Raw genomic sequence first — 22,725 nt, 5'->3', positions numbered from 1 at the left:
AGACGGCTAGTTAATGTAGTTGAACAGCGACAGGCCCGAGACCTGCGTAAACGTTTTCTGCGCCGCCTGCAGCGTGATCTGCTGCTGGGTGAATTGCGACACGGCCTTGACCATGTCCAGGTCTTGCAGGTCGGACAAGGTAGCCGAGTATTGCAAATCGAGGTCATCGCCGGCGCTGGCAAGGTAGTCGAGTTCCTTCATGCGGGCGCCCACGTCGGCCGTCACCGACAGCACATTGTCGTACGCCGTGCTGAGCACGCTGCTGGCCGCGCTCAGGTTGTTGGCCAGGCGGGCCTGGCCGGCGTCGCCCTCACCGGCCATGCGCAGCGCACCGATCAGATTGGTCACCGTGGTAAACAGCGATTCCTTGGCGCTCGGCTCCACGCTGAACTTGTCCTGGTCGGCAGGTTTGCCCGTCACCACCACTTGCTGGCCGTCGAAATTAATGGCTTCGCCCGCCTTGTAAGGCAGGGGCACGGCTGGATTCGGGATCGTCTGGCCCAGCGTCGTGTCGCTGATGGTATAGCTCGTGACAGCAGCGTCGCCCGTGCCCGTGACGCTGAAATTGATCTCGTACTTGTGCCCGGTCAACTTGGTGGTATCGGTGACGGAGCCGCTGGAAATGATGCCGGCGCCACCGCGGCCAAAGTTGCCGGCGTCGGGCGCAGCCGTAAACTTGCCATTGCCGGTCAGATTGTTTTCAAACACCGTGGCGCCCGAATCGCTGGTGGCAAGGAAACGCGACGAGCCCACCTGCAACTCGCGCTGCCCCTGGTCGCCCGCATAGCTGGCGCCCGTCGGCGTCTGGCTGAAGGGCTGGGCGTTCGATTTATAGCCGCCAAACAGGTAGCCGCCGGCGCCATCGGCCGTGTTGGCGATGCCCAGCAAGTCCGTCATGCGCCCTTCCAACTCCTTCGCCAGCAGCCCCCGCTCTTCGTCGCGCAAGCCCGGATTGCCCGCCTTGACGACCAGTTCCTGCACGTCGGCAATCAGATTGGTGGTGCTGCGCAGCGCCAGCTCTTCCTGCGACAGGAAGTTGGTGGCATTCGAGCGGTTGGTGACGAACTGCGTATTGATCGCTTGCGACTGCGTCACTTCCAGCGCGCGCGCCGTAGCGATCGGATCGTCGGCCGGGGTCAGGTTGCGTCGATTGGTCGACATCTGCATCTGCGTGCGGTTCAAGGCGCTCTGCAAATTGTTCAGCTGCGTGCTGCCTTGCTCATAAATCATTCGTGTGCTGATGCGCATGATGCTGACCTTCCTGATGGCTGCGGCAATGCCGCAGCGAAATAATGCAAAATAATGATTAGCGTCCGAGACCAATGACTACGTCGAACAGGGTGCTGGCGATCTGCATGACCTTGCCGCACGCCTGGTACGCCTGCTGGTAGCGCAGCAGGTTGGCCGCTTCTTCATCGAGGTTGACGCCGGACACGGATTGCTGCTGCGTGCTGGTTTGTTGCAACAAGGCAAGGCTCGCCAGGCCGCTGACCTGCACTTCGCGCGTCTTGTTGCCCACATAGCTGACGGTTTCCGCGTACGAGCCCTGGAACGTGGCCTTGCCGCCATCGAGAATATTCTTCGTCTGCAAGCCCGCCAGCAAGGCGGCATTGCGGTTATCGCCCACGCCACCGGCATTCGGCGCAATGGTAAAGGTGTCGCCCTGCGCCGGCACGCCCGTCATGCTGACGTTGATGCCGCCAAAGTTGAAGTTGTCGCCTTCCTTGTAGGCAATATTCGCCGTGCCGGCCGGATACGTGGTGCTATTGCCATCGAGACCCTTCACCGTCACCGCCTGGCCTGGCGGGAAGCCCGACAGCGAGCCGCCGGCCTTGTCGTAGGTCAAGGTGACCGTGCCCGTCAATCCATTCCCCGGCGTCAGATAGGCATTGTCCACGCTACCGGCGCTGAGCTTGCCTGCGCCCGTGTTGCTGACGGGCGCACCGGTGGCAATTGGCGCACCGGCGGCCAGCTTGTTGCGGTCGCTGATGAGCACACCGAGGCCGGCGGCGCCGTTGACGGTCGGCTGGATGACAAAGTTATCGCCTTCGGCCGCCGTGCCCGAGATCGAGAAATCCACGCCGTCGATGGTTTGCGGCGCCGTTTGCGGATAGGGATTGATGATGGTGCGCGCGCCATCGCTCTGGCGCGTCACGACATAATTGGCGCCGTCATATTTCAAGGCGTAATCGCTGGCTGTCAGCTTGCTCGGATCGCTGATCTTGGCCGACAGCACGGTGGTGCTCGACGAGCTGTTGCGGCGGTCGGCGCCGATGACAGGGTCTGGCACCTTGAACAGATCGCCGCCCATGTCGCCATTCAAGTCCTGGCCCAGCTTGTGCTGCTCGTTGAAGGTCGTCGCCAGTGCGATGGCAACCTTGCCCAGCGAATTCTGGACACGGTCGAGGGTGCCGCTACGAAACTCCAGCAAGCCGCCCAGCGAGCCGCCGCTGAGAGAATTTTCCGCCAGCACGGTGACGGTGTTGCCCGTGACATAACCCACTTCGACGCGGTTCGGGTCCGTCAGCGACGGCGTGGCGGCCAGTTCAAAGTTGCGCTCGCCCACCACCAGCGGCTGGCCCGAGCCGATCGAGATGGTGATGCTATTGTTCGAGCCGGGCTGAGCTGTTGCCTTGACGTATTTATTCAGCTCCGTCACCAGCTGGTCGCGCTGGTCGAGCAAATCGTTGGGCTGGTTGCTTTCATTGACCGTCAGGCTGCCGATCGCGGTATTGAGTTCGGCAATCTGCTTGGCGTAGGTATTGATCACCGCCACGTTCGATGTAATCTGCGAATTGACGCCGCTGCCGATTTCCGACAGGCGCGCGCTGAGGCCCTGGAAGCGCGTGACGAGCGAATTGGCGCTCGACAACAATGCCTGGCGCGACGAGACGGACGAAGGATTCGAGCTGAAATCCTGCACGCCATTGAAGAAATCCTGCATGGCGGGCGACAGGCCGGCCGTGGAATCGGCCAGCAGGTTGTCGATCTGGCTGATCTGCGTGTGATACGCGTCGAGCGCACTGGTGGTCGCTTGCGCGCTATTGACCTGGGCCGCCATGAAACCGTCGTACTGGCGCTTGACTTGCGACACCTCGGTACCGTTGCCCACGAAGCCATAGCCGGCATTGTTGAACTGCGCCGTCTGCTGCAGCACCACCTGGCGGTTGTAGCCGGCCACGTTGGCATTGGTAATGTTGTGCCCGGTCGTCGACAGCCCCACCTGCGCTGCAAGCAAACCGCTCTTACCGATACTGAGTAGATTCGAAGTCATGGTGTCTTATTGGTTACTGTCCAGTTATTTACGGCAGCCGCAGCGAAAACTTGATACGCGCGGCCGGCGCGAGGGCCAGGCGGCAGCTTAGCCGACCAGCGAATTCTTGATGATTTTTGTCAATTTGGCAGCGTAATTCGGGTCCGTCGCGTAGCCGGCCTTCTGCAAGCCCTGGGCAAACGTGCTGGCATCCCCGGCGCTGGCGAGCACTTTTTCATAGCGTTTGTTGTTGGTAATCAACTGCGCATAATCCTTGAAGCTGTCGGCATAGCTGTCGTAGGCGCGGAATTTTTCCACCTTGCGCTGCGCCTTGCCATTCACATATTCGGTGGTGACCGCTTCCGTGACCTTGCCCTTCCAGTCGCCCGTGGCCTTGATACCGAACAGGTTGTGGCTGCTGCTGCCGTCGCGGCTGATGATTTCGCGCTTGCCCCAGCCCGTTTCCAGCGCCGCCTGGCCCAGCATGAACTTGGCCGGGATGCCGGTAGCGCGGCTGGCCTCTTCCGCATGCACGCCCAGCTTTTCCTGGAAGGCGCGCACGTGCGGCGCCTGCGTGGCGTTGGCCTTCTCGCTCAGGCTCAGTGTCTTGCCCGTGGCGCTGGACGCGCCATCGGTAATGGCGCCCTGCTGCTGGCGGAACGCGGCCAGCGCCTGCGCCATGCTCGACGAGCGGGGCGACGGCGCTTCCGCGCCATCGACGGCCAGCGCCTGACTGGACGACGACAGTTGGCGGATCAGCACGTCCGCCAGGCCCGTACCGCGCTTGGCCAGGTTCTGGCTGGTTTGCTGGTCCAGCATCGAGGTGTACATCTTGCTTTGCTGGCTATCCATGATGCCGTCCTGCGGCGTGGCGTCGCGCATGCTCTTCATCATCATATTGATGAACATGGCTTCAAACTGCGTGGCCGCCTCTTTCAGGGCGGCGGGATCGCGCGCCTTGGCGGACTGGCGCAAGCCATCCATGCCCTTCACATCGTAGGCGGCGGTATTGCTGAGGTCGGTTTGGCTGATCATGGCGTGCCCATCAAATGATTTCGAGTTCGGCGCGCAGCGCACCTGCCGCCTTCATCGCCTGCAGGATGGCCAGCAAGTCTTGCGGCGAGGCGCCGATGGCGTTCAAGGCTTTCACCACCTCGGACAGCGAAGCGCCGCCCTTGACCAGCATGACCTTGCCCGGTTCCTTCTTGATATCGATCTGCGCCGTCTGCGTGACCACCGTGCGCCCGCCCGACAAGGGCGCCGGCTGGCTCACCTGCGGCTCGACATTGATGGTGACGGACAAGTTGCCGTGCGAAATGGCGCATGTCTCCAGGGTCACGGACTGGTTCATCACCACCGAGCCCGTGCGCGCATTCATGATGACCTTGGCTGCCAGGCGGGCCGGATTGACTTCGATGCTTTCCAGCTGGCCCAGAAAGGCCACGCGCTGGTCGCTGCCGCCCGGCGACTGCACCTGGATCACGCGGCCATCGAGCGCGGCGGCCGTGCCAGGGCCGTAGCGGCTGTTGATGGCGTCGACCACCCGGCTGGCGGTGGAGAAATCGGTGGCGTTCAATTCCAGGCGGATGGTGTTGTTGACGCCCAGCACCGAGGCGACGGCGCGCTCGACGGTGGCGCCGCCCGAGATGCGCCCGACGGAAAGGTGATTGATGACAACGGAGCTGCCGGCCGCCTGCGCGCCCACGCCCCCCACCAGCACGTTGCCCTGCGCCATGCCATACACCTGGCCATCGGCGCCCTTCAGCGGCGTCATCAATAAAGTGCCGCCGCGCAAGCTTTTCGCATTGCCCATCGACGACACCGTGACGTCGAGCAGCTGGCCCGGCTGGGCAAACGCGGGCAAGGCCGTCGTCACCATGACGGCGGCGACGTTCTTCAATTGCAAGCTCGTGCCTTGCGGCAAGTTGACGCCCTGCTGCTGCAGCATGGCCGCCACGCTCTGGATGGTAAACGGCGTTTGTGTGGTCTGGTCGCCGCTGCCGTCGAGACCGACGACGAGGCCGTAGCCCATCAGCTGATTCTGGCGCACGCCGGCAATGCTGGCCAGGTCCTTGATGCGTTCAGCCTGGGCTGCGGGCGCCAGCAAGGCGCAAGCCAGGCTGCAAACGAGTAAGAAGCGGGAGGAAAGTCGGGGCAAGGTCAGCGTAGCCATGATCAGAACGGCAACAGGCTGAGGAAGAAGCGCGACGCCATCGAGGCCATTTCGGCGCGGTCGATCTGGCTATTGGTGCGGTATTCGACGCGTGCATCGGCCACCTGGGTCGACGGCACGACGTTGCCGATGCCGATGGTGTCCGGATTGACCATGCCCGAGAAACGGATGAATTCCGTGCCCTTGTTCATGGCGATCTGTTTCTCGCCGGCCACAATCAGATTACCATTTGGCAATACTTCGATCACCGTCACGCCGATCACGCCGGAAAACGTGTTGCTGGCAGACTGGTTGTCGCCATCGGCAAACTTGGTCGCGCCATTCACGGCGACGCTGCCGCCCAGGCGGCCCTGCAGCAAGCCCGGCGTGCCGAAACTGGCACTGCCGGACTTGTTGCCGGAACTGGCGCCAGCCTTGACGGCGTTGGTGCGTTCGGTGATGGCGATCGTCATGGTGTCGCCCACGTGGCGCGCGCGGCGGTCTTCGAAGGCGGGACGGTAGGTCGACGGCTGGTAGATGGAACCGTTGCTGACGACCACCGGTTCGGGCATCGGCGCGCGCGTGCTGGTGGGATACTGCACGATGGACGTGGGCGTGATGGCGCAGCCGGACAGCAAGACTGCGGACAACAGGGCGATGATGGGGTACTGCATGATGAACCTCCGCTGCCATCGTGCAAAGGATGGCATGACGACGAAAAAATAATGACAGTTGCGAAATTACAGTTGCGACAACTTCTGCAACATCTGGTCGGAAGTGGTGATGGCCTTGCTGTTGATCTCGTAGGCGCGCTGCGTCTGGATCATGTTGACCATTTCCTCGGCCACGTTGACGTTCGAAGTTTCGATATAGCCCTGCATCAGCACGCCGGCGCCGTTGGTGCCCGGGGTGTTGGTCTGCGCCACGCCGGACGCGCCCGTTTCCATGTACAGGTTTTCGCCCTTCGACTCGAGGCCGGCGGGATTGACAAAGGTGGTCAGCTGCAAGGAACCGATTTGCGATGGCGCAACCGTATCGGGCAAGGTGACGGAGACGGTGCCGTCACGCGCCACGGTCAGGCTCAGCGCGTTGGTCGGCACGGTGATGGCGGGCTGGATGACGAAGCCTTCGGATGTCACCAGCTGGCCGTTGGCATCCGTCTGGAACGAACCGTCGCGCGTATAGGCGGTGGCGCCGTCCGGCATCAGCACCTGGAAGAAGCCGGTGCCGTTGACCATCACATCGCGCGAATTGCCCGATGCCTGGGGATTGCCCTGCGTATGGATGCGTTCGGTGGCCACGGTGCGCACGCCGGTACCGATCTGCAGGCCCGATGGCAGCTGGGTTTGCTGGGAGGATTGCGCGCCAGGCTGGCGCACATTTTGATACAGCAAGTCTTCGAACACGGCGCGCGACTTCTTGAAGCCGGTGGTGCTGACGTTGGCCAGGTTATTGGCGATCACGTCCATCTGCGTCTGCTGCGCTTCCAGGCCGGTCTTGGCAATCCAAAGGGAACGAATCATGATTTTTCTCCAATAACAGCGCTTACCAGCCCTGTAGACAATTTCTATGTGACCATTATGCGTCTGCCCCTATCAATTCAAAGCGAGGATCTGGGTGGCTTTCGCCGCGTTATTCTCGGCATTCTTCAATAAGCTCATTTGCGTTTCGAACTGGCGCGCCAGCGCAATCATGCTGACCATGGAGTCGACCGGGCTGACGTTGCTGCCTTCCAACGCGCCGGCGGTCAGCTTGACTGCCTGGTCGGCCTGCGCCGTGCTGCCATCTTTCAGGCGGAACAGGCCGTCGTCGCCACGCACCAACTGTTGCTCGGGCGGATTGACCAGCTTGATGCGCCCCAGCACCGTCGACGGCCCTGGCGGCACATCGGTGGAAATGGTGCCCACCGTGCCGTCGCTGGCGATGGCTACCGTCACGCCCGGCGGAATCGCCACGGGTCCCGTATCGCCCTGCACCATCAGGCCCGCCTGCGTTTGCAGCATGCCGTTTTCATTGAGTTTCAAGGCGCCGTTGCGCGTGTAGGCTTCGCTACCGTCGGCCGACTGCACGGCGATCCAGCCCGCGTTTTCCACCGCCACGTCGAGCGCGCGGCCCGTGTGCTGCATGGGACCTTGCGTAAAATCAGAACCGACCGTCGAATCGACCACGAAGGCGCGCGTCGGCATGCCGCTTGATACCACGGGCACGGCGCGAAACGAGTCGAGCTGGGCGCGAAACCCCGTGCTGGTGGCGTTCGCCAGATTGTTGGCAGTCGTCGCCTGCTTGTCCAAGATGTGCTTGGCGCCCGAGCTGGCGGTGTAGATGAGACGGTCCATTTGTTTCTCCGTGCAAAACGAAAGCTGGGGTCAGCCCGGCGGGACTGCCCCCTTACTATTAGCGCAAGTTCACCAGGGTCTGCAGGACAGAATCCTGCGTCTTGATGGTTTGCGCATTCGCCTGGTAGGCGCGCTGGGCGGTGATCATGTTGACCAGTTCGGCCGTCAGGTCAACGTTCGACACTTCCACGGCCGAGGCGCGCAAGTTACCCAGGGTGCCTGTCTTCGGTTCGCCCGTGATGGGACTGCCCGAGGCCGAGCTTTCCGACCAGGCATTGCTGCCCAGCGGCTCCAAGCCATTTGGGTTGGAAAAATTGCTCAACACCACTTGTCCCAGGCTGCGCGTCTTGCCGTTGCTGTACTGGCCCTGGATGATGCCGTCGTCGCCCACCACGAAACGGCTCAGCTGGCCAGCCTGGTAGCCGTCCGCTTCGGTTTTCTTTTCGCTGGTGGCAAGGCCCAGTTGCGACGATTTGCTGAAATCGACCTTGACCGACAGGGTCGCATTGGCGCCCGTGGCGGGGAAGATCGGCAGGTTGACGGTGACGGGCAGGGTTTGCGGCGGCACCATGGCCAGCATGGCGGCCTTGTCCAGGCTGCCGACGGAATTAAATACCAGCGAACCGGTCTTGACGGCGGGCACCACGGTGACGGCGGCGATGGCGGCATCGATCTGGTCTGGCGTGAGGCTCGAATTGATGCCGTCCGGCACCGCGCTGCCATAGGTGGCGGCGATGGCGGCCAGCTGCGCCGGCGTGGCGCCTGCGGCGGCGGCGGCGTTCGATACAGCGGCGCCGGCCGCATTGCCGTAGGCGACGGCGGCGGTGGTCACGTTGGCCGACACCAGCGGCACGGCCGTGACTGCCGCCTGGTAGGCGGCGCGCGCGGCCAGCGCAGCAGGGTCCGTCTGCAATGAGGCCGCAGCCTTCATGCTGGTCACTTCCATGGCGTCATTGGCCGTGTAGACGTCCCAGGTATTGGTGCCCGTCTTGACATAGAACATCGACATGACGTGCGCATTGCCCAGTGTATCGTAGACGCTGACAGGAATCTGCTTGTTGTACGAAGACTCGTCCGTCATGCTGAACGGCACCGTGGTCGGCATGGTCGAGTTGGAATTGAGGTTGATTTCCGTGTCGACCTTGGTCGTTGCCTGCGGCTTCATGTCGGCCTGGTCGATCTGCAAGGGCACGGCGGCGCCAGCGAGGATCTTGCCGTTGACGTCGGCCGGATAGCCGGTCAGCTGCGCCAGCTGGGCGTTGACGATGAAACCGCTCTTGTCGACCTGGAACTGGCCATTGCGCGAGTACTGGATGGCGCCGTTGACGTTGGTACGGAAGAAACCGCCGCCGTTGATGGCGATATCGAGGGGATTCGACGAGGTTTCAAGGTTACCCTGGGTAAATTGCTGGGCGATTTGCGAAACCGACACGCCGATCCCCGCCTGGTTGCCGCCCACGCCATACAGCGAATTGGCATAGATGTCGGCGAACTGCGCCTGCGACTGCTTGAAGCCTACGGTGGACGAGTTGGCGATATTGTTGCCGATGACGTCCAGCGATTTGGCGGCGCCGTTCAAGCCGCTCAGGCCTTGTTGGAAGGACATTGTGTTCTCCTGGTAAGAATTAGGGGGTAGAGGGTCACGCGACGAATACGCGGTCTACAGAATCTGTTTCACGTCGGCCATGGTAATGCTGCCCACGCCCGGCACATTCAATTTCACGCCGCTCGCGCCCGTCGACACGCTGGCGACCGAGCCGTACATCAGCGACGTCGCATCGGTCAGCTTTGTGCCGCCGCGCGTGGCCACCACTTCGAAGGTGTAGGCGCCATCTTCCAGCACGACGTTCTTGCCCTCCGCATCGAGCTCACCGGTGGAACCGTTCCAGCCCAGCGGCAAGGTGCCCGCCTCCTGCGCGCCCAGGTCGATGGAATGGACTTCCTTGCCCGCCTTGTAGATAACCACCTTGACGCTGTCGGCTGCCGAGGCCAGGTCCACGCCCAGCAGGGAGGCGCTCTTGCTCAGGTTGATATCCTTACCCGCCGTCAACACGCCATGGCCGATGATGTTGGCCGCCTGCATCGATTCGGCTTGCTGGTAGCTGGTCTTCAGGGTTTCCAGGGTCGTGTTGAGCTTGTTGACGCCCGTCACCGTGGACAGCTGCGCCAGCTGGCTGGTCAGCTGTGCATTGTCCAGCGGGTTCATCGGGTCCTGGTTTTGCAGCTGGGTCACCAGCAGGGTCAGGAATTTATTGGTTTCCTCTTCCACGCTGCCGGCGGCGGCCGTGGATTTCTTCGAATTCATCGTCGCCATCAAATCGGTGGTGACGGCAGTGCTGGTATCGATGGTTGCCATAATGATCAGTCAGCCTTATTGGCCGAGCGTAAGGGTTTTCAGGAGCAGCGACTTGGCCGCATTCATGGTTTCCACGTTGGTCTGGTAGGAACGGGAGGCCGACAGCATGTTGACCATTTCGTCGACCGTATTCACGTTGGGCATGGTGACGTAGCCCTTCTCGTCGGCCAGCGGGTTCTTCGGGTCGTACACCAGCTTCATCGGCGACGGGTCTTCGATCACCTTCTGCACCTTGACGGCCGTGGCGCCGTTGCCCATGGGAACGGCCTCGAAGACCACCTGCTTGGCGCGGTAGGCTTCGCCACTGGCACTGGTGGCGCTGTCGGCATTGGCCAGGTTGCTCGCCACCGCGTTCAGGCGCTGCGCCTGGGCGCTCATGGCCGAACCGGAGACATTGAAGATATTAAATAGCGACATGATTATTGTCCTCCCTGGATGGCCGTCAGCATGCCCTTGATCTGTGAATTGAGGAACGTCACGGCTGCTTCGTAGCGGATGGCATTGTCGGCAAACGCATTGCGCTCCAGGTCCATGTCGACCGTATTGCCATCGACAGCGCCCTGGGCCGGCGCGCGGTACAGCAGCGGCGTGCCATCGGGCAACGTTGCCACCTTGCCGCCTGCCGCTGCGCCGACGCTGGCAGCCGTGCCCTTGCCAGCCAGATGCTGGGGCGCCGTGCCCTTCAGGGCCGGCGGCGTGCCATCGTTGCGCGCCAGCGCGCCCTTCAGGGCACTGGCGAAATCGACATCGCGCGCCTTGTAATTGGGCGTATCGGCATTGGCGATATTCGAGGCGAGCAATTCCTGGCGCGTCGAGCGCAAGCTCAGCGCCGTCTCGTTGAAGCGCATGTAATCGTCGAGTTTCCCTATCATGTCAGGCTCCGGAAAGATCTGCCACTGGCGCCTGAGATGGCGGAAGGATGGCGGTATAGTGATGACAGGAAACATAGTACGGTGCCAGCTGGCAAGACCATCGCAGGATCAGACTGCACTTTTACCCCTTAATCGGCGCTTCGAACGGGGCGGCGCGCACTATCATGGCAGTATTCCAGAGGCCTATCACCATGAAAACACCGCTTGCTTTCCTTCTCGCTCTTGCCGCCGCACTGAGCACCGCTGCGCCGCTGGCGCAGGCGCAAAGTGCCGGGCGCCAGACGCCGGAAGCGTTGCGCAACAGCGTGGAGCAATTCCTGCAAGTGCAAAGCAATGGCTTGCCGGGCAAGGTCAGCATCACGGTTGGCGCCGTCGATCCGCGCCTGAACCTGGCCGCCTGTCCTGCGCCGCAAGCATTCATGGCCCCCGGCGCCCGTGCCTGGGGCAAGACCACCGTGGGCGTGCGCTGCACGGCGCCAGCCAACTGGACCATCTATCTGCAAGCAAACGTGGCCGTCGTCGGCGACTACGTGGCCAGCGCCGTGCCGCTGGCGCAAGGACAAGCCATCGACGCCAGCCAGCTGGTGACGCTGCAGGGCGACCTGGCGGCATTGCCGGCAGGCATCGCCACCGACATGGCCCAGGTAGTGGGCGCCAGCACGAATATTTCATTGCCACCGGGCACGCCGATGCGCCTCGATACGCTGCGCCGCAAGCCGGTGGTGATGCAAGGCCAGCTGGTACGTGTCGTTTCCAATGGCAACGGTTTCCAGGTGGCATCAGAAGGACGCGCCATCGGCAGCGCCGGCGACGGCCAGGTAGTACAGGTACGCACGCAGAGCGGCCAGCAGATCAGCGGCGTGGCGCGGGCGGGCGGCATGGTGGAGGTGGCTTTTTAAACACGGATGGATAGCGATATTGTGGTCTGGCGCACTAAAGTTTCGGCGAAAGGTGCCGATAATGACACATATCCCGGAGTTTTTTGACTTCGACCAGACGAGGATCACGCTGTGAAAATTACCGACAACACGATTAAAAGCAATCCCGGCCTGCCGGTAGCGCCGGCCAATACCTCCGGCGCCCGCAATACCGAGAAAGCCCAGGCAACACCGACGACGTCGGACAATGTACGCCTGTCGCCGCAAGGACAGGCATTAGCGGCCAGTGCAACTGCCGGCAGCGGCGCCGTGTTCGACACGAAAAAGGTCGAACGCATCAAGCTGGCGATCGCCGACGGCCAGTTTCAGGTCAACTCTGAAAAAGTAGCGGACGGTCTCTTGGATACAGTCAAGGACTTGCTGCACTCACGAAATAGATAGGTTCCCCCATGCAATCAGTGACTCCGTTTTCCAGCCTGCGCGACGAGCAACAGCTCATGACCACATTGCTGGCATTGATGAAAGAAGAACAGCGGCATCTGGTTGCCGCTGACATCGATGCAATCACGGAACTCACCGTGCGCAAGACGGCACTCGTAGGACAATTGAGCCAGCTGGCGGCGCAACGCCACCAGGCCCTGGCGGCAGCGGGCTTCACGGCCGCCGAAGCAGGCATGGAAGACTGGCTGGCCGGCGCCGGCGCAGCCGAAGCGGCGCCCCTGTGGCAAGCCCTGCTGGCCACCACGCGCGAAGCGAAAGAGCAAAACCGCCTGAACAGCCTGCTCGTCAACAAGCACATGCTGCACACGCAAGGCGCCCTCAATGCCATGCGCCCCACGGCCCAGAGCGGCAACTTCTACGGCCCCAGCGGCCAGGCAACAACAAATACGACGAACCGGCGCGTGGTCATCGGCTGATCCCCTCGGCGTCGACAGTCATCTCACGCCAGCGCAGGAAACAGCAGCGGCAGGCACAGCAGTAAGCCATTGTTGCAAGCATGCCGCCAGACAGGTGGCCCACCGCATGGGGCGCGCTGCCATGCGCGCCCGCAACGCGGCCAGGTTGAACGCCAGCCGTGGCAGCGGCAAGATAATCGCTTTCAGCATCCGTGCATCGCTCCTCATGGCATGGCCTGCAGCACATGGGCAGGCGCGACGCCATCATAGCCCGGCAGCATGGTGCCAAATTACGCCAAATTACGCCAATTGTTGCAAGCCATGCACTGGCACAGGCACAAGCCAGCGTGTGCGCAGCCGCAAGGCCGGCCGCTCCACCAGCCAGTACAGCGCTGCTGCCGCCAGCAGGGCTGCGCCGTTGTAGGCGCAAAACGCCAGCACGGCCGATGTACCGAGCCAGTCGCCGAGATACGCATCGAGCGCGTGATACACCTGCTTGTGCGTCAGGTACAGGCTGAACGCCAGCGTGGCCAGGGTTGCGGCACCGGGCAGGCGCCAGCGGCCGGGCCAGGTGCGTTCGCTGATGCAGCCAGCCACCAGGCACGCCAGGCTGCACGACAGCAGGGGATAACCGAAGACGATGGCGGCATAGCCGGGCACGCCGCGCAGCAGCCACATGGCCGCCGCCAAGCCAACCGCCCCCAGGCCAAGCAACATGGGGCCGCGCACCATCAGCCATGTCCACCATGCGGGACGAAAACCGCGCGTGACGGCCAGCATGACGCCCATCAACAATCCATCGAGGCGGGTCGGGCTGGGCATATAGACCAGTGCGATGAAGCGTTCGACATATGCCCCCTGCCCCGCCAGAGGCGCCAGTTCCTGCCGCCACAGCCAGGCCCGCAGCAGCATGCCAGCAAGCAATATCCCCAGCGCCACGGCCACCGTCTTGCCCGCTGCGGGCCGGCGCGCCAGCCACCACGCGACAGGTGGCAGCAGCAAATAAAAATGCTCTTCCACGCACAGCGACCAGGCGTGCGAGAAGGCACGCGCATCCATGCTTGCGGGAAACAGGTTCACGCTAAAAGTGAGAAATTGCCACAGCGGCCGCATGACGGCCGCCTCGCCGGACGCGGGCAGCAACACATACAGCGCCAGCACGGCCAGATAGGCGGGCAGGATGCGCAGGCTGCGACGCAACATGAATTGCCGCCACCACGGCCACCACGCGGACGGCGCACCAGCGGCCCACGGGCGCAGCAATTGCCAGCCGATCAGGTAGCCGCTGAGGACGAAAAACAGGTCCACGCCCATCCAGCCGTAAGCCACGATGGGGCCGGGCAAACGCACGCCATAGCTTTCCAGGTGGTACAGCATGATCCAGACGATGGCCAGCGCACGCAGCAAGTCGAGGCCGGGCAGGCGCGATGCGTACGGGACAGGAAGCACCATGCGCACCGGCGGCAGGCCTTAGCCGCCGGCCTTCTTCGGCTGGTGGCCCAGCTTGAGCAGCGCGGCCAGGATGGCATCGACATGCTCGCCCTGCACTTCGATCACGCCATCCTTGACGGTGCCGCCCGAGCCGCACTGGGTGCGCAGCTGCTTGCCCAGCAGGGCCAGGGCGATGGCGTCCAGCGGCAAGCCCTTGACCACGGTGACGCTCTTGCCGCCACGGCCCTTGGTCTGGCGCGACACGCGCACCACGCCGTCGCCAGCAGGCGCCGCCTTCGCTGTCGCCTTGCAGGCGCACTGCGCCAGCGGCTGGCGGCAAGCGGGGCACATGCGGCCCGTTTCGGTGGAATACACAAGACCGCCCTGGGAACTGCTTTTCATGATGGAGAGATAAAAGAATGGACAGGCCGCGATTGTACCAAGCGGCGGCGTTCAGTTGGCAGGCGCTACAGGGGGCGCGGTCGGCACTTCCGTCACCGTTTCCGGGATGCCCGACAGGATCGTTACGGCGACCCTGCGGTTGCGCGCGCGCCCTTCCGGCGTGGCGTTCGGCGCCACGGGGATGTTGTCGGCGTGGCCCACGGCCGTCAGGCGCGACGCCTGCACGCCGCTGGCAATGAACAGGCGCACCACGGCGCTGGCGCGCGCGGCCGACAATTCCCAGTTCGAGGCAAAGCTGGAATTGCTGATCGGCGAGATATCCGTATGCCCTTCCACCTGTACGGCGTGCGTGTCGTCCTTGAGCAGCACCGCCACGGCGCGCAGGGCCTGGTCTGATTCCGCCGTCAGGCGCGCCGCGCCCGGGTCGAACAGCACGCTGGCGTTGATTTCCACGCTCACGCCGCGGCTCGTCTGCGTGACCCGCACTTTGCCTTCCTTGACCAGCGGCGCCAGCGTGGACGTGAGGTCCTGCGCCAGGCGCGTCATGTGTTCGCGCTCGCGGCGCAGGGCTTCCGTGCGGCGTTTCAGGGCCGGGTTCGGCAGCGCGATGGCCTGCGGCGCTTCCATGATGATGGGCGGCGCGCCCTTGTCCAGGCTGAAGGCCTGGCCGATGGCGTTCTGGAAGACGCGGTATTTTCCTTCGTTGACTTGCGAAATCGCATACATGACGACAAAAAAGGCGAACAGCAGGGTGATGAAGTCGGCGTAGGAAATCAGCCAGCGGTCCTGGTTGTCCGGCTCTTCGTCATACTTCCTGCGTGCGCGCCGCATCATGCTCAGTACTCGTGCAGCAGGCTGGCCACGCGCTCTTCGATGATGCGCGTATGGTCGCCGGTGGCGATGTCGTACAGCACGGCGGCCGTGATTTCATACTGCAGCACGCGGCGCGTGACGATGGCCTTGAGTTTATTTGCCACCGGCAGGAACAGCAGATTGGCCAGGCCCACGCCATAGATGGTCGAGACAAAGGCGACGGCGATGCCGCTGCCTAGCTTACTTGGGTCGGTGAGGTTTTCCATCACATGGATCAGGCCCAGTACGGCGCCCAGGATGCCGATGGTGGGCGAATAGCCGGCGGCGGACTCCCACACCTTGACGGCCTGGCGCTCGGCCATTTCGTAGGCGGAGATTTCCACGTCGAGCAATTGGCGCAGCTTGTCGGGCGCGATGCCGTCGACGATCATGCGCAAGCCCTTGGCGTTGAAACGGTCGGCCGTGTTTTCCATCAGGCGTTCGAGCGCCAGCGGACCGTCGCGGCGCGCCGTCAGGCTCCACTGGCCGATGTCGCGTGCCAGCGCGGCGCGCGCATCAAACGGCGGCAAAAACACCCAGCGCAGCATTTCCAGGCCGCGCACGAAGGTGCGCAGCCGCGTTTGCAGCAGCACGGCGCCGAAGGTGCCGACGATGACGATGGCAAAGGCGGCCGGCTGCAGCAGCGAGGCCATCTTGCCGCCTTCCAGTGCCTGGCCGACCAAGAGGCCCGCCAGCGCCAGCGCCAGCCCGATTACGCTGGACCAGTCCACGCCTGCTCCCTCAAGGTTGCGCGCAGGCGCGCGACGGCCTGGGTATGCAGCTGCGAGATGCGCGATTCGGACACGCCCATCACTGCGCCGATCTCCTTCAGGTTCAGCTCTTCTTCGTAATACAGGCCCATGAGTATTTTCTCGCGTGGCGGCAGCGCGTCGATGGCATCGATCACGGATTGCCGGAAATCGGTATCGAGCAGGGAACGTAATGGGTCGCTGTCTTCGTCCACGCAATGGCGGTCGAGGAAGCTGTCATTGCCGTCAGGGTCATGAAAATCTTCGTAGTACACCAATTGGTGGCCGCCGCCGTCGCCCAGCATTTCCTGGTAGTCATGCAGCGACATTTTCAGCAGCTTGGCCACTTCCGACTCCGTCGGCGGATGGCCCAGGCGCTGCTGCAGGGTACTCATCGCCTCTTCGATCTTGCGCATGTTCTGGCGCATGCTGCGCGGCAGCCAGTCGCTGGTGCGCAATTCATCGAGCATGGCGCCGCGGATGCGCAGCACGGCATACGTCTCGAACTGCGCGCCATGCGTTTCTTCATAGCGGCTGATGGCGTCCAGCAGGCCGATCATGCCGGCCTGGATCAGGTCATCGACCTCGACCGAAGGCGGCAATTTCGCCTTCATGTGGTGCGCCAGACGCTTCACCAGCGGAATATGCTCCGTCAGCAAATAGTCCTTGTTCGATTTCCCTTTGACCGTGTACATAGGCTGCTTATTATTGTAGATGCTTATCGGGTGCTACGAATGGATTCAGGCGCTGAAATGGTGTGCACTCCCCGTCTGGCACAAGGTCGAACCGAGCACCGGCGCCGCCGAACGCACCAGCCGCTCGGCCAGTGCGCGAAAGGCCACCGATGCCCCCGCCAGCGGAAAGGCATCGACCACGCTGCGGCCCAGCCGCGCCGCGCGGTGCAAATACTCGTCGGCAGGCACCGACCCCATCGAAGTCAGTTTCACGGCCAGGTAACGGCTCGCCGCCTGCGCCATATTATCGTATACCACTTTTGCCTCGGATTCGGAAGCGCCGGTGACAAGAATGCCAAACGGACGCCGTCCCAATTCCTGGCTCAGGCGCTTGACCAGGCAGTAGGCCGCCTTGATCGAGGTGGCGCTGGTCGACACCTGCACCACGATGTCGGACGAGGCCATCAGCGGTACGGGGAAGCAGTCGCCCTGCTGCGCCACCACGCCGTCGACCAGCACGATGCCGCTCTGGCGCGCCATCACCTCGAAGGTCTTGCCCAGGCGGCGCGTGTCGTCATCGCCCGCATAGTCCGCGCTATCCATCAGATGGTTGCGCGCGCCCACGCCCAGGTAGGCCACGCCAAAGCCCTGCGGCACCTGGTGGATCACCTGGTTCAGGCCGCACTGCTGGCGCGCCACGTCGAGCAGGCTGGCGCCGTGCGCCAATCCCAGGCGCGAGGCCACGCCATCGCTGCCGCCGCTGGCGTCCACCAGCAGCACTTCATTGCCGCCATACGCCAGCGAGGCGCCCAGGTTCACCAGCATGGCGCCCTTGTCGTCCTGCGGCGTGGCCGACAAGAACGTCATCACGCGCGGCTGCGGGCCGGCCAGCATGCGGCGCAGGCCTTCGGCCTGGTCGAAATCGAAATTAGCCAAGGTGCACCCCGCGCGCTTCATTGTTGCGGGCAGCCGCCTGCGCCATCAGCAGCGGCAGTTCGGCGTCCGAAAACTGCGTCGCCGCCGTATCGCGCTTGAGCTTGAAGGCGCGGTCGATCAGGTAGCCGCGGTCGGCCAGGTGCAGGTCTTCCGGCACGCGCTGGCCGTTCGACACATAAAACAGGTTCAGCTTCTGGCGGATCACCACGTCGAGCACATTGCCGATCGAGGCCGCTTCATCGAGCTTGGTCATGATGCAGCCGGCCAGGCCGCTGCCCTGGTAGGCGCGCACCACTTCGTTCAAGGTTTCCTGCGTTGCCGTCGAGTTCAGGCACAGCAGGCGTTTCACCTCGGCGCCGGCGCCCGACAGCATGGCCACCTGCTGCGTCACCATCTGGTCGCGCTGGCTCACGCCCACCGTATCGATCAGCACCGTGTGCTTGTTCTTGAGTTCCCTGAGGGCGATGCGCAAGTCCGCTTCATCCTTCACCGAATGCACCATCACGCCGAGGATCTTGCCGTAGATGCGCAGTTGTTCGTGCGCGCCGATACGGTAGGCGTCGGTGGTGATCAGGGCCAGTTTTTCCGGGCCGTGGCGCATCACGCAGCGCGCCGCCAGCTTGGCCGTGCTGGTGGTCTTGCCCACGCCGGTAGGTCCCACCAGCGCAAACACGCCGCCCTGCTCCAGCATGGCGTCTTCATTGGCCACAGCATTCAGGTTACGGCTGAGGACGGTCTTGATCCAGCGCATGCTTTGTGCGCCGTCCAGGCCGGCCGGCAGCTTGTCGATCAGGTAGCGTGCCAGGCTGGCCGAAAAACCGGCGGCCAGCATTTCGCGCAGCACCACGGTTTTTTGCGGCTCGCGCTGCTGCGTCGAACCCCACGAGATTTCCGCCAGCTGGGTTTCCATCATGCCGCGCATGGCGCGGATTTCATTCATCATGCCGCTCATCTCGGCGGCGGCGTTGTCCTTCACATGCGCCAGCGCGCTGGCCATCATCTGCTGCATGCGGGCCATGTCCACTGGCTCGCCAGCTGCCTGGCGCGGCGCGGCAGGACGGGGCGCAGCCGGGCGCTGGGCCGGGGCGGCCGGACGCTGCGGCGTGGCGAACTGGGTCTGCAACTGCGGGCGCGGCTGCGCCATTTCGGAGGCGGCCGGCGGTGAAGCCAGCGAGGCGGCATCGTCATTGGCCAGCGCGAGGATTTCCACCACGCCATCGGCCTGGCGGTTCGACAGGATCACGGCATCGGGGCCCAGCGCTTCGCGCACCTTGCGCAGCGCATCGCGCGACGAGGCACCGGTAAATTTTTTCACATTCATGGCCGGCCTCCCGAGGCGGGTTGGGCGCTGTATTGGCTGAACTGTGTGACCATCATCGACTCCTGTTGCTTGAGTGCTGTCTTCCACATGAGACACAGATCACTCGGACAGTTTCCATTATTAGCGATGCACTAAGGAAACGATCGAAGGAACAGGACGGGAAAGTACCCGTTATTCAGTTTTGCCGTGAGGAAATTGATGTTTTTAGCCCTAAAACAAAGGCTGGGGTCAGATCCCGATGCTAATCAAGGCAACTATTGCGCGCCCACCAGGCTGGTGACGCGAATCGTCTTGGTTTCCGGCACTTCCGCATGCGACAGCACTTTCAATTGCGGCAAGGCGCGGCGCAGGAAACGCGACAGCAGGGCCCGCAGCGGCGCCGGCACCAGCAGCACCGGCGTCAAGCCCAGCGCTTCCTGTTGCTGGGCAGCCAGCCCCGCCTGGTGCGCGATGGTGTCGGCCAGGCCAGGCTCGATGCCTGCGCCATCGCCGCCATTGCCCATGGCTTGCATCAGCAGGCGCTCCAGGCGGCTGTCGAGCGTCATCACGGACAGCTCGGCCGCGCCGGGGAACAGTTGCTGCACGATGGCGCGGCCCAGGGCCACGCGCACCAACGCCGTCAGGTCGTTCGCGTCTTGCGTCTGCACCGTATGCTCAGCCAAGGTTTCGATGATGCTGCGCATGTCGCGGATGTGCACGCCCTCCATCAGCAGGTTCTGCAGCACTTTTTGCAGCGTCGACAGCGACAGCATCTTCGGCACCAAGTCTTCCACCAGGCGCGGCGACTCCTTGCCCAGGTGGTCGAGTAGCGACTGCACTTCGGCGCGGCCCAGCAGTTCGGAGGCATGCGAGGTAATCAGGTGGTTCAAGTGCGTGGCCACAACGGTGCCCGCGTCAACTACCGTGTAGCCCATCGATTGCGCCTGGTCGCGCAAGGTCGCCTCGATCCAGGTGGCCGGCAAGCCGAACGCCGGGTCGGTGGTGGCCACGCCGGGCAAGTGGCCGCTGGCCATGCCGGGGTTGATCGCCAGGAACTGGCCATTGAACGCTTCGCCAACCCCCACTTCCACGCCCTTCAGGGTGATGCGGTAGGCCGACGGCTTCAATTCCAGGTTGTCGCGGATATGCACGGGCGGCGCCAGAAAGCCCACTTCCTGGGCGAATTTCTTGCGGATGCCTTTGATGCGCTTGAGCAATTCGCCGCCCTGCGTCTTGTCGACCAGCGGGATCAAGCGGTAGCCCACTTCCAGGCCCAGGGTGTCGACCGGCATGATGTCTTGCCAACTGGCTTCTTCCTGCTCGGGCGCGACAGTCGCTTGCGGCGCGTCGGCTGGCTTTTCGGCCGCCTCCTGCGCCTGCGCCCGCTTCTTGCTGATCAGATAGGCACAGCCGGCCAGCATGGACGCCAGCAAGATGAAGACCATGTTCGGCATGCCGGGAATCATGCCCATGCCGCCGATAATACCGGCCGTGATATACAGCACTTGCGGTTTCGCAAACAATTGCCCCACCAGCTGGGTGCCGATGTCCTGGTCGCTGGCCACGCGCGAGACGACGATACCGGCCGCCGTGGAAATGATCAGCGAAGGAATCTGCGCCACCAGGCCGTCACCGATGGCCAGCAAGGTGTAGTTCTTCAGCGCTTCGGCAAAACCCATGTCGTGCTGCAGCAAGCCTACCAGCAAGCCGCCGACGATATTGATGATGGTGACCATGATGCCGGCGATGGCGTCGCCGCGCACGTATTTGCTGGCGCCGTCCATGGCGCCATAGAATTCCGCTTCCTGCGCCACTTCCGTGCGGCGGCGGCGCGCTTCGTCTTCGCCAACCAGGCCAGCGTTCAAGTCGGCATCGATGGCCATCTGCTTGCCGGGCATGGCGTCCAGCGCGAAGCGGGCGCCCACTTCGGCGATACGGCCGGCACCCTTGGTCACCACCGTGAAGTTGATGATCGTCAAGATGATAAACACGACGATACCGACCGTGAAGTTACCACCAATCAAGAAGTGGCCAAACGCTTCAATCACTTTACCGGCCGCATCGGTGCCCGTATGGCCTTCCGTCAGCACCACGCGCGTAGAGGCCACGTTCAGCGACAAACGCAGCATGGTCGACACCAGCAAGATTGTCGGGAAGGCCATGAAGTCGAGCGGCTTGACCGTGTACAGCGCCGTCAGCAGCACGATGATGGACAGCGCAATATTGAAGCTGAAGAAGATGTCGAGGATGAAGGCCGGCAGCGGCAGCACCATCATCGCCAGCAGCATGATGATGATGACCGGCGCGGCGATACCCTTGCTGGCGCTGCTGCCCATTCCGCTGAGCCAGGCTGGCATTCTCAGGCCGTTCATGGTGTACTTCCTTTATTCTTGTCTGCGGCGTCTGCTGCCGGTGGCGTCTGTGACGCGGGATTGTGTGGATCGAGTTCGGGCGGCACGTCCAGCTTCTTCGGCTTGTCGGGGCGCTGGCCATTGCCATTGCCGTAGCTGCGCAGCTGGAAGACATAGGCCAGCACTTCGGCCACGGCGCCATACAGCGCCTCGGGAATCTCGTCGCCGATCTCCGTGTGCTTGTACAGCGCACGCGCCAGGGCCGGCGCTTCCAGGATGGCGACCTTGTGCTCGCCAGCCAGTTCGCGGATCTTCGCGGCCACCTCGTCGATGCCCTTGGCCACCACCTGCGGCGCGCCGCGCGAATTCTCGCCATATTTCAGCGCCACCGCATAGTGGGTCGGGTTGGTCACCACCACGTCGGCCGTCGGCACGTCGGCCATCATGCGCCGGCGCGACATTTCATGCTGCATCTGGCGGATCTTCGCCTTGATCTGCGGATTGCCGTCCGATTCCTTCGCCTCCTGCTTGACTTCCTGCAAGGTCATTTTCATCTTGTTGGCGTAGTGCCACATCTGGTAGGGACCGTCGATGGCGGCGATCAGGCCCAGCGCGCCGACGATCAAGAGGAAGGCCGTGACCAGCAGGCTGATCAAATGGGCCGAGCCCGCGCGCAGCGATTCGACCGACAGGCCCAGCACGGCATCCTTTTGATGCTGCATCACCATCCACGCCACCACGCCGACGACCATGGTCTTGGCGATGGCCTTGAGCAATTCCACCAGCGCGTTCTTCGAAATCATATTGCCCAGGCCGCGAATCGGATTGAGCTTGCCAAAATTGGGGGTGAACGCCTTCGAGCTGAACAGCCAGCCGCCTACCAGCACGGGCGATGCCAGGGCGACGAGCATGACGGCCAGGGCATACGGCAGGCAGGTCAGCAAGACCGAGCCCACGTCATAGCCGATGCGCTGCAGCATCACATCGGGATTGAGTATCTGTTCACGGTCCAGCGTCAGCCCGGAAACCATGACGGCCGTCAGCCGGCGCACGATAGCGTCGCCGGCAAACCACAGGCAGCAGCCGGACGCCATCAGCACCGTAAACGTTGCCACTTCACGCGATCGCGGAACGTCGCCTTCCTCACGCGCCTGCTCGAGGCGCTTCGGTGACGCCGCTTCAGTCTTTTCTGCGTCGCTGTCTTCCGACATCAATCAACTCCGGTGAAGTCCCGCGGCCTGACTAGGCGCATTACGGACTGGGCATGGGACATTATCGATTCAATCA

Annotated in this window: 23 protein-coding genes; 3 read left to right on the top strand and 20 right to left on the bottom strand. The window is 63.2% G+C overall.

Translation table 11 applies throughout. From position 1 onward, the window contains the following. Positions 1–6: 6 nt before the first annotated feature. From flgL to flgB, 11 genes are all read right to left on the bottom strand, one after another. Positions 7–1,248 carry a flagellar hook-associated protein FlgL gene (flgL, locus tag ACQ4W6_RS07885; protein WP_436566633.1) on the bottom strand — a complete coding sequence of 414 codons (1,242 nt, stop codon included), beginning with the start codon at positions 1,246–1,248 and terminating at the stop codon, positions 7–9. 58 nt (positions 1,249–1,306) lie between these two features. After that, on the bottom strand, positions 1,307–3,274 hold the full coding sequence (gene flgK / locus ACQ4W6_RS07880; protein ID WP_436566632.1) for a flagellar hook-associated protein FlgK: 1,968 nt from the start codon (positions 3,272–3,274) through the stop codon (positions 1,307–1,309). An 87-nt stretch (positions 3,275–3,361) separates the two neighbouring features. Then, complete coding sequence (gene flgJ / locus ACQ4W6_RS07875; protein ID WP_436566631.1) at positions 3,362–4,288, bottom strand: flagellar assembly peptidoglycan hydrolase FlgJ; 927 nt, start codon at positions 4,286–4,288, stop codon at positions 3,362–3,364. A 10-nt stretch (positions 4,289–4,298) separates the two neighbouring features. After that, positions 4,299–5,426: a flagellar basal body P-ring protein FlgI gene (locus tag ACQ4W6_RS07870; protein ID WP_436566630.1), complete on the bottom strand. Its 1,128-nt coding sequence runs from the start codon at positions 5,424–5,426 to the stop codon at positions 4,299–4,301. Between the two features lie 2 nt (positions 5,427–5,428). After that, positions 5,429–6,079, bottom strand: a complete 651-nt coding sequence (locus ACQ4W6_RS07865) for a flagellar basal body L-ring protein FlgH (RefSeq protein ID WP_436566629.1) — start codon at positions 6,077–6,079, stop codon at positions 5,429–5,431. Between the two features lie 66 nt (positions 6,080–6,145). Then, the gene (flgG, locus tag ACQ4W6_RS07860) at positions 6,146–6,928 is read right to left on the bottom strand and encodes a flagellar basal-body rod protein FlgG (RefSeq protein WP_034754070.1); all 783 of its coding nucleotides are present in this window, start codon (positions 6,926–6,928) and stop codon (positions 6,146–6,148) included. Between the two features lie 72 nt (positions 6,929–7,000). After that, positions 7,001–7,741 carry a flagellar basal body rod protein FlgF gene (locus ACQ4W6_RS07855; RefSeq protein ID WP_436566628.1) on the bottom strand — a complete coding sequence of 247 codons (741 nt, stop codon included), beginning with the start codon at positions 7,739–7,741 and terminating at the stop codon, positions 7,001–7,003. A gap of 58 nt (positions 7,742–7,799) precedes the next feature. Further along, positions 7,800–9,347 (bottom strand): flagellar hook protein FlgE, encoded by a 1,548-nt coding sequence (locus tag ACQ4W6_RS07850; RefSeq protein WP_436566627.1) that lies wholly within the window; start codon positions 9,345–9,347, stop codon positions 7,800–7,802. A 54-nt stretch (positions 9,348–9,401) separates the two neighbouring features. After that, a complete protein-coding gene (locus ACQ4W6_RS07845; protein WP_436566626.1) occupies positions 9,402–10,097 on the bottom strand; it encodes a flagellar hook assembly protein FlgD in 696 nt (231 codons plus the stop codon). Positions 10,098–10,112: 15 nt separating this feature from the next. Beyond that, a complete protein-coding gene (gene flgC, locus ACQ4W6_RS07840; RefSeq protein ID WP_436566625.1) occupies positions 10,113–10,514 on the bottom strand; it encodes a flagellar basal body rod protein FlgC in 402 nt (133 codons plus the stop codon). Positions 10,515–10,516: 2 nt separating this feature from the next. Next, positions 10,517–10,969 (bottom strand): flagellar basal body rod protein FlgB, encoded by a 453-nt coding sequence (flgB, locus tag ACQ4W6_RS07835; protein ID WP_436566624.1) that lies wholly within the window; start codon positions 10,967–10,969, stop codon positions 10,517–10,519. Between the two features lie 191 nt (positions 10,970–11,160). Between flgB and flgA the strand changes: the two genes are divergently transcribed. The 3 genes from flgA to ACQ4W6_RS07820 all read left to right on the top strand — a co-directional run bounded on the left by flgA (position 11,161) and on the right by ACQ4W6_RS07820 (position 12,764). Beyond that, positions 11,161–11,868 (top strand): flagellar basal body P-ring formation chaperone FlgA, encoded by a 708-nt coding sequence (gene flgA, locus ACQ4W6_RS07830; RefSeq protein ID WP_436566623.1) that lies wholly within the window; start codon positions 11,161–11,163, stop codon positions 11,866–11,868. A gap of 111 nt (positions 11,869–11,979) precedes the next feature. Next, positions 11,980–12,288 carry a flagellar biosynthesis anti-sigma factor FlgM gene (gene flgM / locus ACQ4W6_RS07825; RefSeq protein ID WP_436566622.1) on the top strand — a complete coding sequence of 103 codons (309 nt, stop codon included), beginning with the start codon at positions 11,980–11,982 and terminating at the stop codon, positions 12,286–12,288. A gap of 8 nt (positions 12,289–12,296) precedes the next feature. After that, entirely contained in the window at positions 12,297–12,764 is a 468-nt protein-coding gene (locus ACQ4W6_RS07820; protein WP_436566621.1) for a flagella synthesis protein FlgN, read from the top strand. Between the two features lie 279 nt (positions 12,765–13,043). On the opposite strand, the gene ACQ4W6_RS07815 is transcribed toward ACQ4W6_RS07820, so the two are convergent. The 9 genes from ACQ4W6_RS07815 to flhB all read right to left on the bottom strand — a co-directional run bounded on the left by ACQ4W6_RS07815 (position 13,044) and on the right by flhB (position 22,649). Continuing rightward, positions 13,044–14,195: an acyltransferase family protein gene (locus ACQ4W6_RS07815; protein WP_436566620.1), complete on the bottom strand. Its 1,152-nt coding sequence runs from the start codon at positions 14,193–14,195 to the stop codon at positions 13,044–13,046. 18 nt (positions 14,196–14,213) lie between these two features. After that, a complete protein-coding gene (locus tag ACQ4W6_RS07810) occupies positions 14,214–14,576 on the bottom strand; it encodes a translation initiation factor Sui1 (RefSeq protein WP_436566619.1) in 363 nt (120 codons plus the stop codon). Between the two features lie 51 nt (positions 14,577–14,627). After that, complete coding sequence (motD, locus tag ACQ4W6_RS07805; RefSeq protein ID WP_436566841.1) at positions 14,628–15,407, bottom strand: flagellar motor protein MotD; 780 nt, start codon at positions 15,405–15,407, stop codon at positions 14,628–14,630. Between the two features lie 5 nt (positions 15,408–15,412). Beyond that, positions 15,413–16,159, bottom strand: coding sequence for a flagellar motor protein (locus ACQ4W6_RS07800; RefSeq protein ID WP_436566618.1), 747 nt, complete (start codon positions 16,157–16,159; stop codon positions 15,413–15,415). Then, positions 16,141–16,872, bottom strand: a complete 732-nt coding sequence (locus ACQ4W6_RS07795) for an RNA polymerase sigma factor FliA (protein ID WP_436566617.1) — start codon at positions 16,870–16,872, stop codon at positions 16,141–16,143. The genes ACQ4W6_RS07800 and ACQ4W6_RS07795 overlap by 19 nt, the downstream gene beginning before the upstream one ends. Positions 16,873–16,917: 45 nt before the next feature. Then, a complete protein-coding gene (locus ACQ4W6_RS07790; RefSeq protein WP_436566616.1) occupies positions 16,918–17,787 on the bottom strand; it encodes a MinD/ParA family ATP-binding protein in 870 nt (289 codons plus the stop codon). Next, the gene (gene flhF, locus ACQ4W6_RS07785) at positions 17,780–19,108 is read right to left on the bottom strand and encodes a flagellar biosynthesis GTPase FlhF (RefSeq protein WP_436566615.1); all 1,329 of its coding nucleotides are present in this window, start codon (positions 19,106–19,108) and stop codon (positions 17,780–17,782) included. Before flhF ends, ACQ4W6_RS07790 begins: the two co-directional genes overlap by 8 nt. 254 nt (positions 19,109–19,362) lie before the next feature. Next, complete coding sequence (flhA, locus tag ACQ4W6_RS07780) at positions 19,363–21,459, bottom strand: flagellar biosynthesis protein FlhA (RefSeq protein ID WP_436566614.1); 2,097 nt, start codon at positions 21,457–21,459, stop codon at positions 19,363–19,365. Beyond that, positions 21,456–22,649, bottom strand: coding sequence for a flagellar biosynthesis protein FlhB (flhB, locus tag ACQ4W6_RS07775; protein ID WP_436566613.1), 1,194 nt, complete (start codon positions 22,647–22,649; stop codon positions 21,456–21,458). Before flhB ends, flhA begins: the two co-directional genes overlap by 4 nt. Positions 22,650–22,725 lie beyond the last annotated feature (76 nt).

The organism is Janthinobacterium woesei, from assembly GCF_051380875.1.
Taxonomy (GTDB): Bacteria; Pseudomonadota; Gammaproteobacteria; order Burkholderiales; family Burkholderiaceae_D; genus Janthinobacterium.
Note: the sequence above shows the minus strand (reverse complement) of the source record. Positions and strands in the feature narration are given on the sequence as shown.

Coding starts and splice junctions, on each gene's coding strand:
- ACQ4W6_RS07845 (WP_436566626.1), bottom strand. CDS start 10,097: ATGGCAACCATCGATACCAGCACTGCCGTCACCACCGATTTGATGGCG.
- ACQ4W6_RS07810 (WP_436566619.1), bottom strand. CDS start 14,576: ATGAAAAGCAGTTCCCAGGGCGGTCTTGTGTATTCCACCGAAACGGGC.
- ACQ4W6_RS07855 (WP_436566628.1), bottom strand. CDS start 7,741: ATGGACCGTCTCATCTACACCGCCAGCTCGGGCGCCAAGCACATCTTG.
- ACQ4W6_RS07850 (WP_436566627.1), bottom strand. CDS start 9,347: ATGTCCTTCCAACAAGGCCTGAGCGGCTTGAACGGCGCCGCCAAATCG.
- ACQ4W6_RS07820 (WP_436566621.1), top strand. CDS start 12,297: ATGCAATCAGTGACTCCGTTTTCCAGCCTGCGCGACGAGCAACAGCTC.
- flhB (WP_436566613.1), bottom strand. CDS start 22,649: ATGTCGGAAGACAGCGACGCAGAAAAGACTGAAGCGGCGTCACCGAAG.
- flgB (WP_436566624.1), bottom strand. CDS start 10,969: ATGATAGGGAAACTCGACGATTACATGCGCTTCAACGAGACGGCGCTG.
- ACQ4W6_RS07870 (WP_436566630.1), bottom strand. CDS start 5,426: ATGGCTACGCTGACCTTGCCCCGACTTTCCTCCCGCTTCTTACTCGTT.
- ACQ4W6_RS07795 (WP_436566617.1), bottom strand. CDS start 16,872: ATGTACACGGTCAAAGGGAAATCGAACAAGGACTATTTGCTGACGGAG.
- ACQ4W6_RS07865 (WP_436566629.1), bottom strand. CDS start 6,079: ATGCAGTACCCCATCATCGCCCTGTTGTCCGCAGTCTTGCTGTCCGGC.
- ACQ4W6_RS07815 (WP_436566620.1), bottom strand. CDS start 14,195: ATGGTGCTTCCTGTCCCGTACGCATCGCGCCTGCCCGGCCTCGACTTG.
- motD (WP_436566841.1), bottom strand. CDS start 15,407: ATGCGGCGCGCACGCAGGAAGTATGACGAAGAGCCGGACAACCAGGAC.
- flgK (WP_436566632.1), bottom strand. CDS start 3,274: ATGACTTCGAATCTACTCAGTATCGGTAAGAGCGGTTTGCTTGCAGCG.
- flhF (WP_436566615.1), bottom strand. CDS start 19,108: ATGAATGTGAAAAAATTTACCGGTGCCTCGTCGCGCGATGCGCTGCGC.
- flgL (WP_436566633.1), bottom strand. CDS start 1,248: ATGCGCATCAGCACACGAATGATTTATGAGCAAGGCAGCACGCAGCTG.
- flgA (WP_436566623.1), top strand. CDS start 11,161: ATGAAAACACCGCTTGCTTTCCTTCTCGCTCTTGCCGCCGCACTGAGC.
- flgC (WP_436566625.1), bottom strand. CDS start 10,514: ATGTCGCTATTTAATATCTTCAATGTCTCCGGTTCGGCCATGAGCGCC.
- flhA (WP_436566614.1), bottom strand. CDS start 21,459: ATGAACGGCCTGAGAATGCCAGCCTGGCTCAGCGGAATGGGCAGCAGC.
- flgJ (WP_436566631.1), bottom strand. CDS start 4,288: ATGATCAGCCAAACCGACCTCAGCAATACCGCCGCCTACGATGTGAAG.
- flgG (WP_034754070.1), bottom strand. CDS start 6,928: ATGATTCGTTCCCTTTGGATTGCCAAGACCGGCCTGGAAGCGCAGCAG.